The organism is Cellulomonas gilvus ATCC 13127 (genome assembly GCF_000218545.1).
Classification (GTDB): Bacteria; Actinomycetota; Actinomycetes; order Actinomycetales; family Cellulomonadaceae; genus Cellulomonas; species Cellulomonas gilvus.
Genome location: NC_015671.1, coordinates 184,040 through 198,276 on the forward strand (window position 1 = coordinate 184,040; position 14,237 = coordinate 198,276).

General features: G+C 74.3%; 13 protein-coding genes. 7 read left to right on the forward strand and 6 right to left on the reverse strand.

From position 1 onward, the window contains the following. Window positions 1-7: 7 nt before the first annotated feature. Window positions 8-694, reverse strand: coding sequence for a response regulator transcription factor (locus CELGI_RS00815; RefSeq protein ID WP_013882219.1), 687 nt, complete (start codon window positions 692-694; stop codon window positions 8-10). Then, entirely contained in the window at window positions 691-1,998 is a 1,308-nt protein-coding gene (locus CELGI_RS16205) for a sensor histidine kinase (protein WP_013882220.1), read from the reverse strand. Before CELGI_RS16205 ends, CELGI_RS00815 begins: the two co-directional genes overlap by 4 nt. A 199-nt stretch (window positions 1,999-2,197) precedes the next feature. On the opposite strand from CELGI_RS16205, the gene CELGI_RS16865 reads away from it, so the two are divergent. Together CELGI_RS16865 and CELGI_RS00830 are read left to right on the forward strand one after the other, a co-directional pair. Beyond that, the gene (locus CELGI_RS16865; protein WP_049785496.1) at window positions 2,198-2,884 is read left to right on the forward strand and encodes a D-alanyl-D-alanine carboxypeptidase family protein; all 687 of its coding nucleotides are present in this window, start codon (window positions 2,198-2,200) and stop codon (window positions 2,882-2,884) included. A 69-nt stretch (window positions 2,885-2,953) separates the two neighbouring features. Further along, window positions 2,954-5,083 (forward strand): TerD family protein, encoded by a 2,130-nt coding sequence (locus CELGI_RS00830; protein ID WP_041574039.1) that lies wholly within the window; start codon window positions 2,954-2,956, stop codon window positions 5,081-5,083. 22 nt (window positions 5,084-5,105) lie between these two features. Here CELGI_RS00830 and CELGI_RS00835 read toward each other — a convergent pair whose 3' ends face one another. The 3 genes from CELGI_RS00835 to CELGI_RS00845 form a co-directional block, all read right to left on the reverse strand. Continuing rightward, complete coding sequence (locus CELGI_RS00835) at window positions 5,106-6,113, reverse strand: IS481 family transposase (RefSeq protein WP_013882223.1); 1,008 nt, start codon at window positions 6,111-6,113, stop codon at window positions 5,106-5,108. A 113-nt stretch (window positions 6,114-6,226) separates the two neighbouring features. Next, window positions 6,227-7,192, reverse strand: a complete 966-nt coding sequence (locus CELGI_RS00840) for a phosphotransferase family protein (RefSeq protein ID WP_013882224.1) — start codon at window positions 7,190-7,192, stop codon at window positions 6,227-6,229. Between the two features lie 9 nt (window positions 7,193-7,201). Continuing rightward, window positions 7,202-8,476: an MFS transporter gene (locus tag CELGI_RS00845; RefSeq protein ID WP_013882225.1), complete on the reverse strand. Its 1,275-nt coding sequence runs from the start codon at window positions 8,474-8,476 to the stop codon at window positions 7,202-7,204. An 87-nt stretch (window positions 8,477-8,563) separates the two neighbouring features. Between CELGI_RS00845 and CELGI_RS00850 the strand changes: the two genes are divergently transcribed. Both CELGI_RS00850 and CELGI_RS00855 read left to right on the forward strand, forming a co-directional pair. Then, window positions 8,564-8,857 carry a GNAT family N-acetyltransferase gene (locus CELGI_RS00850; RefSeq protein ID WP_013882226.1) on the forward strand — a complete coding sequence of 98 codons (294 nt, stop codon included), beginning with the start codon at window positions 8,564-8,566 and terminating at the stop codon, window positions 8,855-8,857. Window positions 8,858-8,921: 64 nt separating this feature from the next. Continuing rightward, window positions 8,922-9,938: a LacI family DNA-binding transcriptional regulator gene (locus CELGI_RS00855; RefSeq protein WP_013882227.1), complete on the forward strand. Its 1,017-nt coding sequence runs from the start codon at window positions 8,922-8,924 to the stop codon at window positions 9,936-9,938. A gap of 72 nt (window positions 9,939-10,010) precedes the next feature. On the opposite strand, the gene pgm is transcribed toward CELGI_RS00855, so the two are convergent. Continuing rightward, on the reverse strand, window positions 10,011-11,693 hold the full coding sequence (gene pgm / locus CELGI_RS00860; RefSeq protein WP_013882228.1) for a phosphoglucomutase (alpha-D-glucose-1,6-bisphosphate-dependent): 1,683 nt from the start codon (window positions 11,691-11,693) through the stop codon (window positions 10,011-10,013). 109 nt (window positions 11,694-11,802) lie between these two features. On the opposite strand from pgm, the gene CELGI_RS00865 reads away from it, so the two are divergent. The 3 genes from CELGI_RS00865 to CELGI_RS00875 all read left to right on the forward strand — a co-directional run bounded on the left by CELGI_RS00865 (window position 11,803) and on the right by CELGI_RS00875 (window position 14,233). Continuing rightward, complete coding sequence (locus tag CELGI_RS00865) at window positions 11,803-12,627, forward strand: DUF5926 family protein (protein ID WP_013882229.1); 825 nt, start codon at window positions 11,803-11,805, stop codon at window positions 12,625-12,627. A gap of 73 nt (window positions 12,628-12,700) precedes the next feature. Beyond that, entirely contained in the window at window positions 12,701-13,276 is a 576-nt protein-coding gene (locus CELGI_RS00870) for a methylated-DNA--[protein]-cysteine S-methyltransferase (protein WP_013882230.1), read from the forward strand. 93 nt (window positions 13,277-13,369) lie between these two features. Beyond that, window positions 13,370-14,233, forward strand: coding sequence for a glycosyltransferase family 2 protein (locus CELGI_RS00875; RefSeq protein ID WP_013882231.1), 864 nt, complete (start codon window positions 13,370-13,372; stop codon window positions 14,231-14,233). The last annotated feature ends 4 nt before the right edge of the window (window positions 14,234-14,237 follow it).

Here is a 14,237-nt window from a genome sequence, read left to right on the forward strand (position 1 = left end):
CGGGACCCTACTGACCGCCGACGCGGACCAGCCCCGACTCGTACGCGGTCACGACGAGCTGCGTGCGGGTGGTGCAGCCGAGCTTGCGCAGCAGCGCGTGCACGTGCGCCTTGACGGTCGCCTCGCCCACGCCCAGCTCGGCCGCGACGTCGGTGTTCGAGCCGCCCCGCGCGACCGCGACGAGCACCTCCCGCTCACGTTGGGTGAGCGTGCCGATCGCCTCCGCGGCACGCCCCGCCGCGGCCGCACGCGGTGCGGTGCCCGCGCGCCACTGGCCCACCACCACGCCCGTGACCTTGGGGTCCAGCACCGACTCGCCGCGGTGCACGCGGTGCACGGTGTCGACGAGCGTCGCGGGCTCGGCGTCCTTCAGCAGGAACGCGTGCGCACCCGCGTGCAGCGCACCGGTGACGTACTCCTCGTCGTCGAACGTGGTGAGCACGACGATGCGCACGGCCGCCAGGTCCGGGTCCGCGCGGATCCGGCGCGCGGCCTCGACCCCGTCGGTCCCGGGCATCCGGACGTCCAGCAGCACCACGTCGGGCCGGACCTCGCGCACGACGTCGACCGCCGCCTGCCCGTCGCCCGCCTCACCGACCACCTCCACGTCGGGCTCGTGGTCGAGGATCATGCGCAGCCCCAGGCGGATCGTCGGCTGGTCGTCGACCACCACCACGCGCACCGCACCCGTCATCGCATCGCCCCGTCCCGTCCGTTCGTCGGCACCATCAGCAGCACGCGCCAGCCGCCGTCCGGTGCGGGGCCGACCGCGAGGGTCCCGCCCGCCGCGGCCGCGCGCTCGCGCATGTGCACCAGGCCGTTGCCGCCGCGCGAGGCCTCCGCGCGGGGCGGGCCGGGGTCCCGGACGTCCAGCACCAACGTCCCTCCGGCGACCGACAGCGTGAGCACCGCCTCGGTCGCGGCCGAGTGCACCAGCACGTTGGTGAGCGCCTCCTGGGCCACGCGCACCACCGCGAGTCCGACCGCCGGCGGGCACGCGGGCAGGGGCGCGGGGAGCTCGGCCGTCACGACGACGCCTGCCGCGCGCACGCGCTCGACCACCGCGGGCAGGGACTCGAGCCCCGCGGTGGGGGCGAGCGGCGCGGACTCGTCGTCCGCAGCACGCAGCACGCGCACCACCGACCGCATCGCGTCGAGCGCCTCGCGGCCCGCCGGTGCGATCCACCGCACGGCCTCGCGCGGCGCCTGCGGGTCGCGGTCCGCGACCCGGTCCGCGGCCTGCGCGCGCACGACGATCGCCGAGACGTGGTGCGCGACCACGTCGTGCAGCTCCCGCGCGATCCGTGTGCGCTCGTCACGCACCGCCGCCCGCGCGCGGACCTCCTGCAGCGCCAGCAGCTCGGCGTTGCGCTGCTCGAGCGACGCGCTCGTCAGCGCGAGCCGCCGCATGATGCTCCCGATCACGGCCGCGGCGACGACGAGCGCGGTCAGCTGGACGGCGCTCGACCGGTCGATCGCGGGGAACCACTCGCCGCCCGTGACCCCGCGCGTCGCACCCGCGAGCCCGGCCGAGAGCACCAGCTCGGCGCCCACCGACGCGACGACCGCGGGCACCACGCGCAGCCCGCCGCTGCGCGTCACGCCGAACGCCGCGACCAGCAGCGGCAGGATGTGCGACGGCGACGACATGCCCCAGCCGTCGGTCACGACGAACGAGTACGTCACGGGGTAGCCGACCGCGACCACCCAGAACGACGCGCGCGGCGCGGCCCGCCACGTGGCCAGCGTGATCGTGAGCCACAGGCCCGCCCACCAGTAGCCCTCGATGCTCAACGGCATCCAGTTGGCCGAACGCATCGCGACCAGCAGCCCGAGCGACCACAGCGTGCCCACGGCGAGCCCGATGGGTACGTCCGTGCGGGCCGCCGTCCGCCACGCCCCGCGCGGGCCTGTGCCTGCCTTCGGTGTGAGCACCGCCTCGCGGGCCCGGCGGTCCGCCACGGGCGGCGGCGGGACCGGCGGGAGGGTGGCGGGCACGGCACCGACCGTACGCGCGCGCGGGCGCCCCGCCGAGCGTCGTCGGCCGGACACGCGTCTCCACCCTGGGGTGGAGACGCACGGTCCTCCCCCTGCCCAGGGCAGGGTGCGGGTCGGTCCTCTGGCGGAGACCCCCGCAGGTCACGTCCCGCCCACGGTCCGACGCGGCCGGACCCTGCGTCACGGGAACGTCGTCCTCGTGACCCGACCGACCCGCACCGCACCCGGAACCCGCACCGCCGCCCGCACCGCCGCCCGCACCGCGCACAGCTCCGCCGGCGGCGCCGCGGTGCCCGGAGGCGTGCTGGCGGCCTCGCAGGCCCACGAGCGGGCGAGGCAGCGCCGGCGCAGGTGGCGGGTCGGGTGGGGCGTGCTCGTCGCGCTCGTGCTCGCGGTGGGGGTGAACCAGGCCGCACGCGTGGCCGCCGATGCCGTCGGACCGCAGGGGGGTTCGACGGCGGGCGACCGCACGCACGGCGACGGCACGTCCGGCGGCGAGCATGCCGCGACCGGGCTCGACCCCGAGCTCGAGCGGCGGTTCGCCGCGGCGCAGGACGCCGCCGCGGCCGACGGCGTCACGCTCGTGCTCAACTCCGGCTGGCGCTCGGCCGACGAGCAGCGCCGCATCGTGCGGGACGCCGTCGACAAGTACGGCAGCGAGCGCGAGGCGCACCGCTGGGTCCTGCCCGCCCGGCACTCCGCGCACGTGCAGGGCCTCGCGGTCGACGTCGGCCCGCCCGAGGGCGCGCAGTGGCTCAGCGAGCACGGCGAGGCCCTGGGGCTGTGCCGCACGTACGAGAACGAGCCGTGGCACTTCGAGCCGCTGCCGGCCGGCGCCGACACGTGCCCCCCGATTCACCCCGACTCGTCGTGGGGCTGGTCGTAGCACCCGGCTGGCGGAGCGCTGCGGGTGAACTTCCCGTGAGCCGCCGACGGCGGCTCTAGCATGCCCCGCATGGACGAGATCGTTCTGCGCAAGGGGGCCAACTGCGAGGTCCCGTCCGAGGTGGAGAGCCTGCAGGTCGTGGTGGCGTGGGACGAGCCGGACGGCGAGGTCGACGTGGATGCCGCGGCGCTGCTGCTCGCGGGCGACCGTCGAGTCCGCTCGGACGCCGAGTTCGTCTTCTTCAACCAGCCCGCGTCACCCGACGGCTCGGTCCGCCTGGTCGGACGTTCGAGCACCGAGTCGGGCTCGCACGAGCTGGTCCGGATCGACCTCGTCAGGATCGACCCGGAGGTGGACTGCGTCGCGGTCACGGCGAGCCTCGGAGACGGGGACTTCGGTTCGCTCGCGGGCCTGCGCCTGCGGATCCTCGACGCCGGGGGTGAGCCGCTCGCGAGGTACGACATCGACGACGCCGACGCGGAGACGGCGTTCGTCTTCTGCGAGGTCTATCGACGCGGCCCCGGCTGGAAGGTGCGCGCTGTCGGGCAGGGGTGGGACTCCGGCCTCGCGGGCCTGGCGTCCGACTTCGGCGTCACCGTGGACGACGGCGTCGACAGCGACGTGCCACCCGTCGACGACGCACCGCTCGGCGAGGAGGCCGACGGCGCCGTCGTCCAGGTCGATGCCGCCGAGGCCGAGCCGTCGCTCGTCGAACCCGTGGACGGCGTACCGGACGAGAGCCTCGATCCGGACGGCGTCGCGCAGGTGATCGAGTTCCCGGCGACGCCGACCGGGCGCGTGCGCCCGACGCGCCCGCGTCCGGGCGTGCGGACCAGCAAGCGCGCCGCCGTCGTCGTCAGGCCACCGCGGCTCAAGCTCGCGGGCGCCGAGACCTGGCAGCCGTCGCGTCTGTTCTCCATCTCCGGTGTCGGCACCGCCGAGGAGCAGGAGAAGCGTGCGACCTCCGCACTCCTCGCCACGGTCATGGCAGTTCCCGCCTTCGGGCGCGCACTCAGCGCGCGGTTCGGGGCGCCAGCGGGACCTGTCGAGACGTTCCTCGAGGTGCCCTTCGGTCTGGGGGAGTCGACTGTCTACCCCGACGGGGTGCTGCGCGTCGCGCGCGGCGGGAAGCTGTGGACGGCCGTCCTCGAGGTCAAGACGGGTAGCGGACAACTCCTCAGGGAGCAGGTCGAGCGCTACCTCGACGTCGCGCGGCAGGAGGGCTACGACACCGTCGTGACCCTCTCCAACGAGATCGCGGCACATCCGGGCGAGCACCCGGTGCTCGTGGACAAGCGCAAGCTGCGCCGAGCGACGTTGACCCACATCTCGTGGGCGGAGGTGCTGCACGAGGCGAAGTTCACGCTCCACCACCGCGGCGTCGGCGACCCCCTGCAAGCCTGGATCCTCCACGAGTTCATCCGCTACATCGAGCACCCGCGCTCAGGAGCCGCGACCTTCGAGGACATGGGTCCGTCGTGGGTGCCCGTCAGGGAGGCGATCCACGCAGGCACGCTTCGTGGGAGCGACAAGAAGGTTCCCGCGGTCGCGGCGGCGTGGGTACGGCTGGTGCGGCACCTGTGCCTCCGCCTCAGCAGCGATCTGGGCGTCAACGTCGTCCCGTCCGTCGCGCGCAAGCTTGCCGGTGACCCGGCTGCTCACGTGCAGTCGATCGTCACGCGGCTGGCATCGGAGGGTGCCCTCGAGGCGGTCATCAAGGTCCCGCTCGCCGCTGGGCCGTTGACCGTCACGGCCGACCTGCGCACCTCTCAGGTCCGGACGTCGGTCGCGGTCCGCGCGCCCCAGGAGGGCAACGGGCAGCGGCGGATCGCGTGGCTCCTGCGCCAGCTGAAGGACGCGCCCGACGCGCTCCTCGTCGAGGCGGTGTTCGCGGCGCGCACCGAGACGGCGTGCGAACAGCTGAAGGACGTGCGCGACAACCCGACGATGCTCCTGCCCGACAGGGGCGTGGAGATCAGCGCGTTCCGGCTCTCGCTCGCCAGTGCCATGGGGACCAAGCGGTCCGGCCAGCGAGGCGCTTTTGTGCCGAGCGTGACGAGTGCGGTGGAGGCGTTCTACTCGTCGGTCGTCCAGCCGCTCAAGGCCTGGCAGCCGGCAGCGCCCAAGCTGTCCGAGGACGTCGAGAGCGAGGCGATCGAGACGCAGGAGAGCGAGGTCTCCGACGAGGCGATCTCGTAGCGAGCTCGGGTCCGGGCTGGTCCTAGATGTTCCGGCTCATGAGGTTGGTGACGCCTGCGTGGAGGCGTGAGGCCGGGGGCTGGTTGCCGGCGGCGGTGTGGCAGCGATGGTAGTTGTAGTGGACGTTCCAGATCTTGATCGCTGCGGCCCGCTCGGCCTCGGAGGTCCAGATGCGGGCGTAGAGGAGTTCCTCGGCCAGGATCCGGTTGTATCTCTCGACCTTGCCGTTGTGCCGGGGAGTGTGCGGACGGATCCGCTGGTGACGCGAGGCGAACGCGGTCACCGTCCGGGTGAACGCCTTGGCGGTGTAGTTCGCGCCGTTGTCGGTGACCACCCGGACCAGCCGGTTGATGCCGTGGGCGGCGAAGAACGCCCGTGCCCGGCAGAAGAACCCGATCGTGGTCGCTGCCTTCTCGTCGGGCAGGTGCTCGGTGTAGGCCAGTCGGGAGAAGCCGTCGACGGCGGAGTGCAGGTAGACGTAGCCGGCGCGGGCGCCCTTGGTCTTGGCCCGCTGGGCGGCCTTGTCCGCCGCTGAGCCGCGCCCGTGAGCGCGCCAGCCGCCGCCATCGGGGATGCGCCCGACCTTCTTGACGTCCAGATGGACCATGTGACCGGGGTAGCGGGCGGTGATGCGGCCCGCGGTGCGGTTCATCGACCCGTCGGGGTCGATGTCGCGGCGCCGGCTGATGCCCAGGCGGACCAGCCACCGCCCGACGGTCGCGACCGAGACCTGGTGCCCGCGGCGGACCAGCTCGAGGTGGATCGCCCGGGCCGACCACTTGTGCTCCCGGCGCCACGTCTCGATCAACGCGACCAGGTCGGGCTCGAGCTGGGTCGGGGACGCGTGAGGGACACTCGCCCGGTCGGCCAGCCCGACCTCGCCCAACTCGTCGAACCGGGCCTTCCACTTCGACAGGCACTGCCGAGAGATGCCCGCCTCGGCAGCGACGTGAGCGATCGGTCGGTGGGCGCAGCGGCGCACGAGCCGCAGCCGCCCTTCGGGGGTGAACGGGGCGTTAGCGTGGCTCATCGAGGGGTAGGTCCTTCGCGCAGCAGTTGGTTGGTCGCACTTCCATCCTGCCGCCGGGGCCTACCCCTCCCTCACACCCCCAGCCGCGTCACCAACCTCATGAGCCACAACACCTAGACGCCGAGCTCGTCGAGGGCGCGCAGCAGGTTGCCTCGGTTCGCGGAGTCGTACTCCGCCACCCAGTCGCCGGTGTAGGCGCGGGGCGCGATCTCGACCGTCATCACGAGCGCGAGCCACATGCGGGCCAGCAGTAGCCGCGCGGCACCGGACGGCGAGGTGAGGTCGAACGAGTCGTCGAGGTCCAGGCCGGGCCCGTCCCACATGGGGTCGGCGCCCACCACGTCGACGAGCGGGTCGCCCCACAGCGCGCGCTCGGGGTCGATCACGCCCGTGAGCGCGCCCGTGACGGGGTCGACGAACAGGTTGCCGGGCCACAGGTCGGAGTGCACGAGGCGGGGCTCGGTGACCTCGTCGAGCGCGGCGCCGTGGCGGTCCAGCGCGGTGCGGATGCGATCGGCCGGGACGTCGACCGACCACCGCTGCGCGTCGGACAGGAGCGCCTCGACCATCGCGGTCAGCGCCCCGCGCCACGTGTCCGCCTGCAGCGCGGGGGACTGCGGGTAGCCGAACGTGGTTCCGGTGACCGCGGCGAACCGGCCGATGAGCGCCGCGAGGTCCCCGTGCGCTCGTGCCGTGCGTGGGTCCAGGCCGGCGGGGCCGAAGCCGGCGTCCTTCCACGGCACGCCGTCCAGGTGGGCCGCGACCACGACGTCCCCGCCGACCACCTCACGCGTGAAGTCCTGGTGCAGCAGCCGCGGGAGCAGGAGGTCCGGGTGCTCCGCGCCCAGCGCGTACACCTCGGCCTCGGTCCGCAGCAGGTCGTGCTCGTGCGTGAGGAGGCGGCCGGTGGCCACGGGTGCGGTCTTCACGACGACGCGCGTCCCGTCCTCGAGCGTGACGCGGTACGTCGTCGCGAACAGGCCGCCCTCGAGGCGGGTCGCGTCGGCCAGCGTCCCCAGCGGAGCGACCAGCCTGGTCAGGGCGTCGAGCGGGAGGTCGGGTGCGGCGTCGTCGGGCACCCGCGCAGCCTAGGGCCGCGGCTCGTCCTCCGGGCCGGGACGTGCGTCCTCGACCTCGCCGGGTGCGGCCTCGGCGTCCTTGGCGGCGGCGAGCCCCGCGTGGTGCGCGGCGCGCAGCGTACGCAGGGACGCGACCGTCGCGACGGCCGCGCACGCGCCCGCGACCACGACGACGACGAAGCCGCCGTGCGAGCCCTCGGCGTCGATGCGCGCACCCGCGATCGACGAACCGATGGACACGCCGACGCCCAGCGACGTCCCCACCCAGGTGAGCCCCTCCGTGAGGCGCCGCGCCGGGACCAGCTCCTGGACCAGGCCGTTGCCGTTGATCAGCGTGGGCGCGATCGCGAACCCGGTCACGAACATCACGGCGGCGAGCGCCCACAGCGACTGCACCACGACGAACAGCGACACACCCGCGGCGAGCGCGACCATCCCGATGCCGAACCGCATCCACAGGGGTCGCACCCAGTGACGCGCGCCGTACAGGAGGCCGGAGACCATGGAGCCGGCCGCGAACACCGCGAGGATGAGCCCCGCCGCGGACTTGCGGTCGGCCTCCTCGGCGAACGCGACGGTCGCGACGTCGGTCGCCCCGAAGATCGCGCCCATCGCCAGGAACACGACGACCAGCACGAGCATCCCGGGCACCGCGACCAGCGACCCGCCGCCGGAGCCGTGGTGCGGGACGGGTGGCGGCTCGGTGCGGCGCTGCGACAGGAACCAGGTGCCGCCGACCACGGTGGCCACGAGCGGCACCACGAGGCCCGCGGTGGGGGTCACGCCGGTGGCGAGGATGGTGGCCGCGGCCGGTCCGACGATGAAGACGACCTCGTCGAGCGCGGCCTCGAGCGAGTACGCGGTGTGCAGCGCCTTGGCGTCGCCCTGCAGCAGGTGGGACCAGCGGGCACGCACCAGCGAGCCGAACTGGCCGCTGATCCCCGCGACGACGGCCGCGGCCCACAGCACGGGTTCGGGGGCGTGCGCGAGCAGCGCGGCGATGAGCCCGACGAGGCCGGTCCCGCACGTCGCGAGCGCCACGCGCATGACGCGGGCCTGCCCGTGCCGGTCCACCAGGCGCGCGATGAGCGGCGCGGTCAGCGAGGATGCGACGACGAACACCGCCGAGACCCGGCCCGCCATCGCGTAGGAGTCGTACAACGACGACACCGCGAGCACGATCCCGATGCCCACCATCGAGATCGGCAGCCGCGCGACGACTCCCGCGACGGAGAACGCGAGCGCCCCGGGCCGCGCCAGCACTTCCCGGTAAGGCCCCAGCACCCGCACATCCTGTCATCCGGTCCCGACACGGACGTCCGTGCGCGCGGCCACCGGCCCCGGGCACCGACCGGTGGCAGGGTGGGGTGCATGGTGGACGTGGTGGAGGTCACGCAGGAGGAGCGGTTCGAGGCGCGCCGGGACGGGGAGCTGCTCGGGTTCGCGGCGTACACGCTGGACCGGGGCACAGTCGTGCTCACGCATACGGAGGTGTTCCCGGAGCACGAGGGGCAGGGCGTCGCGGGTGAGCTGGTCCGTGGCGCGTTGGACCAGGTGAGGGCCTCGGGCCGGGACGTCGTGCCGCTGTGCCCGTACGTCAGGGCGTGGCTGGGGCGGCACCCCGAGTACCAGGACCTGGTCCGCGCGGATCCCTCGAACGGGTGACCACAGGGCCGCTCACGGCCCGGTGGCTGTGAACGTTCCCGGACACCGCCTAGAGTGCGAGGCGATGGAGCCGAGAGCAACGCCGCGCAAGCGGCCGACGATCCGCGACGTGGCGGCCGCAGCCGGGGTGTCACGCGGCACCGTGTCGCGCGTCATCAACGGCGGCCACTGGGTCTCCCCGGAGGCGCTCGCCGCCGTCGAGGAGGCGATCCGCACCACCGGCTACAAGGCCAACCAGCACGCGCGCAGCCTGGTGACCGGCCGGTCCAACTCGGTCGCGTTCCTGCTCACGGAGCCCCAGCACCTGCTGTTCGAGGACCCCAACTTCTCCATCCTGCTGCGCTGCGCGGCCAACGAGCTGGCCGCGCGCGGCATGCCGCTGCTGCTCATGGTCGCGGGCACGCCCGCCGAGCAGGAGCAGATGCTCGGCTACGTCGGCGCGGGCCACGTGGACGGCGTGCTGCTCATCTCCTCGCACGCCGGCTCGCCCGTGCTGCGCGAGCTCGTGGCGCAGCAGATCCCGACCATCGCGTGCGGCATCCCGCTGGGCTTCGAGTCGCGCGTGGGCTGCGTGGCCGCGGACGACCTGGGGGGCGCGCGGGTCATGACGCGGCACCTGATGGAGCGCGGACGCTCACGCATCGCGATGATCACCGGCCCCATGGACACACCGGGCGGGCGTCTGCGCCTCGAGGGCTATCGCCAGGAGCTCGGGGACGCGTACGACGAGTCGCTCGTGGTGCACGGCGACTACACGCGCGCGAGCGGCGGCCGGGCCATGGCCGAGCTGCTCGAGCGTCGGCCGGACCTGGACGCGGTGTTCGCCGCGAACGACCTGATGGCCGCGAGCGCCATGGTGGTGCTGGCGGACTCGGGCCGCACGGTGCCCGACGACGTGGCGGTGGGCGGCTTCGACGACGCGGGCGTGGCCGTCACGGTCAACCCGAACCTCACGACGATGCGCCAGCCGTTCGAGCGGATCAGCTCGGAGATGGTCCGCCTGCTGCTCGAGGTGGTCGACGGCCACCCGCCGGCCGCCGTGACGCTGCCGGCCTCGCTCGTCGTGCGCGAGAGCACCTGAGGCGACCCGCACGCCCGAGGGGGCGGCGGTCGTCGTGCGCGCCGCCGACGGGCGCGCACGACGAACCGCGGATCAGCCCGCGAGCGCCGCCGAGACCACGTCCTTCGCCTCGGCCTGCACCTGGGCCAGGTGCTCCGCGGACACGAACGACTCGGCGTAGATCTTGTAGACGTCCTCGGTGCCCGACGGGCGCGCGGCGAACCACGCGTCGTCGGTGGTGACCTTGAGCCCGCCGATCGACTCGCCGTTGCCGGGGGCCTGCGTGAGACGTGCCGTGATGGGTGCGCCGGCGAGCGTGGTGGCCGTGACCTGCGCGGGCGAGAGCGCGCCGAGCCGGGCCTTCTCCTCACGCGTGGCGGCGGCGTCGATGCGCGCGTACCAGGACTCGCCCAGCTCGTCGACGAGCGCCCGGTGGTGCTCCGAGGGCGAGCGGCCCGTGGTCGCCAGGATCTCCGAGGCCAGCAGGCACGCGATCGGCCCGTCCTTGTCGGTGGTCCACACGGTGCCGTCGGTGCGCAGGAACGACGCGCCCGCGGACTCCTCCCCGCCGAACCCGACCGAGCCGTCGATCAGGCCGGGGACGAACCACTTGAACCCGACCGGGACCTCGACGACGCGCCGGCCCAGCCGTGCGCCGACGCGGTCCACGAGCGAGGAGGAGACCAGCGTCTTGCCGATCGCGGCGTCGGGCGACCAGCCCGGGCGCGCGCCGCCGTACAGGTAGGAGATCATCACGGCCAGGTAGTGGTTCGGGTTCAGCAGGCCGCCATCGGGCGTGACGATGCCGTGGCGGTCGGAGTCCGCGTCGTTGCCGGTCGCGATGTCGTACGGCGCGGGCCCGTCGCCCGCGGTCATGCGCGCCACGAGCGACGCCATGGCGTACGGCGACGAGCAGTCCATGCGGATCTTGCCGTCCCAGTCGAGCGTCATGAACGGCCAGCGCGGGTCCACGGTCGGGTTCACCACGGTGAGGTCCAGGCCGTACCGCTCCCCGATCACGCCCCAGTACTCGGCCATCGCGCCGCCCAGCGGGTCGGCGCCGATGCGGACGCCCGCGGAGCGGATCGCGTCGAAGTCGATCACGTTGGCCAGGTCGTCGACGTACGCCGTCAGGTAGTCGTGCCGCTTGACCAGGTCGGAGCCGATCGCCGCGTCGTACGCGGTGCGCGGCACCTGGCGCCAGCCGCCCGCGAGCAGCTCGTTGGCGCGCGCCGCGATCGGACCCGTCGCGTCGCCGCCCGCGGGGCCGCCGTGCGGGGGGTTGTACTTGAAGCCGCCGTCCGCGGGCGGGTTGTGCGACGGGGTCACGACGATCCCGTCGGCCAGCCCGGGCCCGTGCGTGCGCACGCCGGCGGCCGTGCCCGCGCCGTTGTGCCGCAGGATCGCGAGCGAGACGGCGGGTGTGGGCGTGAACGAGTCCCGCGCGTCGACGTGCACCTCGACGCCGTTCGCCACCAGCACCTCGATCGCGGTGCGCTGCGCCGGCTCGGAGAGCCCGTGCGTGTCGCGCCCGATGAACAGCGGCCCGTCGGTCCCCTGGGCCCGCCGGTACTCGACGATCGCCTGCGTGATCGCGACGATGTGCGCCTCGTTGAAGGCGGTGCGCAGCGACGAGCCGCGGTGGCCGCTGGTGCCGAACACCACCTGCTCGTCCGGGTGGGTGGGGTCGGGGATGCGGTCGTAGTACGCGCCGACGAGCGCGTCGACGTCGATGAGGTCCTCGGGCAGGGCAACGGTTCCGGCGCGCTGGTGCATGCGCCGATCTTCCCCCGGTCACCCCGCCCGCGCACAGTCCCGGAGTCCCATCCGTGGCGTCGCCGCCGGGCTGCGGACGTGGGCAGCCGGGCCGGTAGGGTGCTGCGCTATGGCCAAGGGATCTGTGGACTTCGTGCTGCGACCGTTCGAGGGGCTCCCGGGCGAGCCCGACTGGGTCGCGCTCAAGGAGGTCGTGCCCGCCGCGACGGCGCCCGCGCGCACCACCGCGGAGCACGGCAGCAAGGACGTCCTGATCACCACCGTGCTGCCGCAGGCCTGGCCCGCGCTGCACCGCGCGGACGGCGTGATCCTGCTGGCGCTGCAGACCTCGACGCACTCGGGCGACGCGAGCCGGGACCTGGCCGCCGCGCTGCTCGAGGCGATCGAGGTCGAGCCCGGCACCGCGGTCGAGGTGATCGGCCTGCCCGAGGCGGGCCCGCGCCTGCAGGACGTGCTGGACCTGAGCGTCCCGTTCGAGGTCACGGTGCACGACTCGTTCGCGTACTGGCTGGCCCCCGACGTCGAGCGCACGAGCGACCTCGAGGCCGCGATCCAGGACGCCGACGAGGGCATCATCGACACGGTCAAGATCCCCGGTGTCGAGGCGGCGTACTGGTGCCGCATGGGCGCCAAGGAGTTCCTGCGATGGGCGCAGCCGCACGACGAGCAGGTGGTGCTGGACGGCCTCGCCCGCCTGCACGCCCGGCGCGAGTCGGGCTTCGCCGGCGGCAAGTTCATCGGCTACTTCCGCTCGAGCGGTCTCGTCGTGCCCGTGTGGGAGCTCGCGCGCGGCACCGAGGCCGACGAGCTGGACGGCGCGATCGCGCAGTTCGCGCCGCGGTTCGAGGCCGCGCTGGCCAGCACCGAGCCGCTCGACGCGAACGAGCGCCGCGCCCGCGCGGGCCTGGTGGCCCGCCAGGTCACGCTGCGCTGACGTCGCGGCTCACGTCGTCGGCCGCCCGCGCGTCTGCCTCATGAGGGGGCACGCCGGCGGGGAGGGGACGGGCATGACGCAGGACGCGGTCACGACGGGACGCGTGCACACGTGCGTCGCGACGCCGCTCGGTGAGGTGGTGGTCGCGGCGCTCGACGGTGCCGTCACGCACGTGCGCCTGCCGTTCCGCGCAGCCGGCCTCGCGCCGGTGCCCCCGTCCGTGCCCGCGGCGTCCGTCGAGCCGGTGGGCCTGGGCGAGCGCGTGGTGCCCGCGGACGAACCCGTGCTCGCAGCCGCGGCCGACCAGCTCACGGCGTACTTCGCGGGGCGGCTGCGCGCGTTCGACCTGCCGCTGCGGCTGACGGGCACCGCGTTCCAGCTCCGGGTGTGGCAGGGGCTGCGCGCGATCCCGTACGGCACCACGACCACGTACGGCGCGCTCGCGGCGGACCTGGGCCTGGACCCGCGGACCACGTCCCGTGCGGTCGGCGCGGCCAACGGCGCCAACCGCGTCGCGATCGTCGTGCCGTGCCACCGCATGGTCGGCGCCGACGGGACGCTGACGGGCTTCGCGGCGGGCGTCGGCACCAAACGTGCGCTGCTGGACCTGGAGCGCGGCACCGCCGGCCCCGACGACGCGCTGTTCTGACCCGCCGACCCGCGTGCCGCCGGATGGGGGACCGCGCGCGCGTGCTGTGCGCGGTGGCAGGGCGAGGGCGCGCGGCGTCGATAGGCTGGGACCGTGACCCCTCGCCCCTCGTCCGACCCCTCCACGGAGGGGGAGCCCGACCCGCGCACGCCCTCCGGCGACGAGCCCGGCAGGAGCCACTCCCGCAGCGGCACCACGCCGCGCGTGCGCCAGCGGGTCGCGGTGATCATCCCCGCCAAGGACGAGGCCCGGCGCATCGCGGCGACGGTCCGGGCGGCCAAGGCGATCCCGCACGTGGACCTGGTGCTGGTGGTCGACGACGGCTCCGAGGACAACACGCAGCACGTCGCGCGTGAGGCGGGCGCGGTCGTGGTGCGGCACTCGCACAACCGCGGCAAGGCCGCCGCGATGGAGACCGGTGCCGCGGTCGTCGCGATGCGTGACGCGCCCGACCGGGCGCCGCGCATCCTGCTGTTCATCGACGGCGACCTGGCCGAGACCGCGGTCAACACCGCGCCGCTGGTCCCGCCGGTGCTCGAGGGCCACACCGACCTGGCGATCGCCCTGCTCCCGCCGCAGCCGGGTGCGGGTGGCCGCGGCATCGTCGTGGGTGCCGCGCGTCGTGCGATCGCGGCGATGACGGGGTGGACCCCCACGCAGCCGCTGTCCGGCATGCGCTGCCTGACGCGCGAGGCGTTCGAGGCGGCCACGCCGCTGGCCCGCGGCTGGGGCGTCGAGACCGGCATGACGATCGACCTGCTGCGCCAGGGCTTCCGTGTGGTCGAGGTGCCGTGCGAGCTGCGGCACCGCCCGTCGGGCTCGGACCTGCGCGGTCAGCTGCACCGCGCCGCGCAGTACCGCGACGTCCAGCTCGCGGTGAGTGCGCGGCGTGTGCGCGCCGCGGCGGGTTCCGTGAAGAGCACGGTGAGCCCTCCGCGTCCGCCGACGCACCGCTGACCAG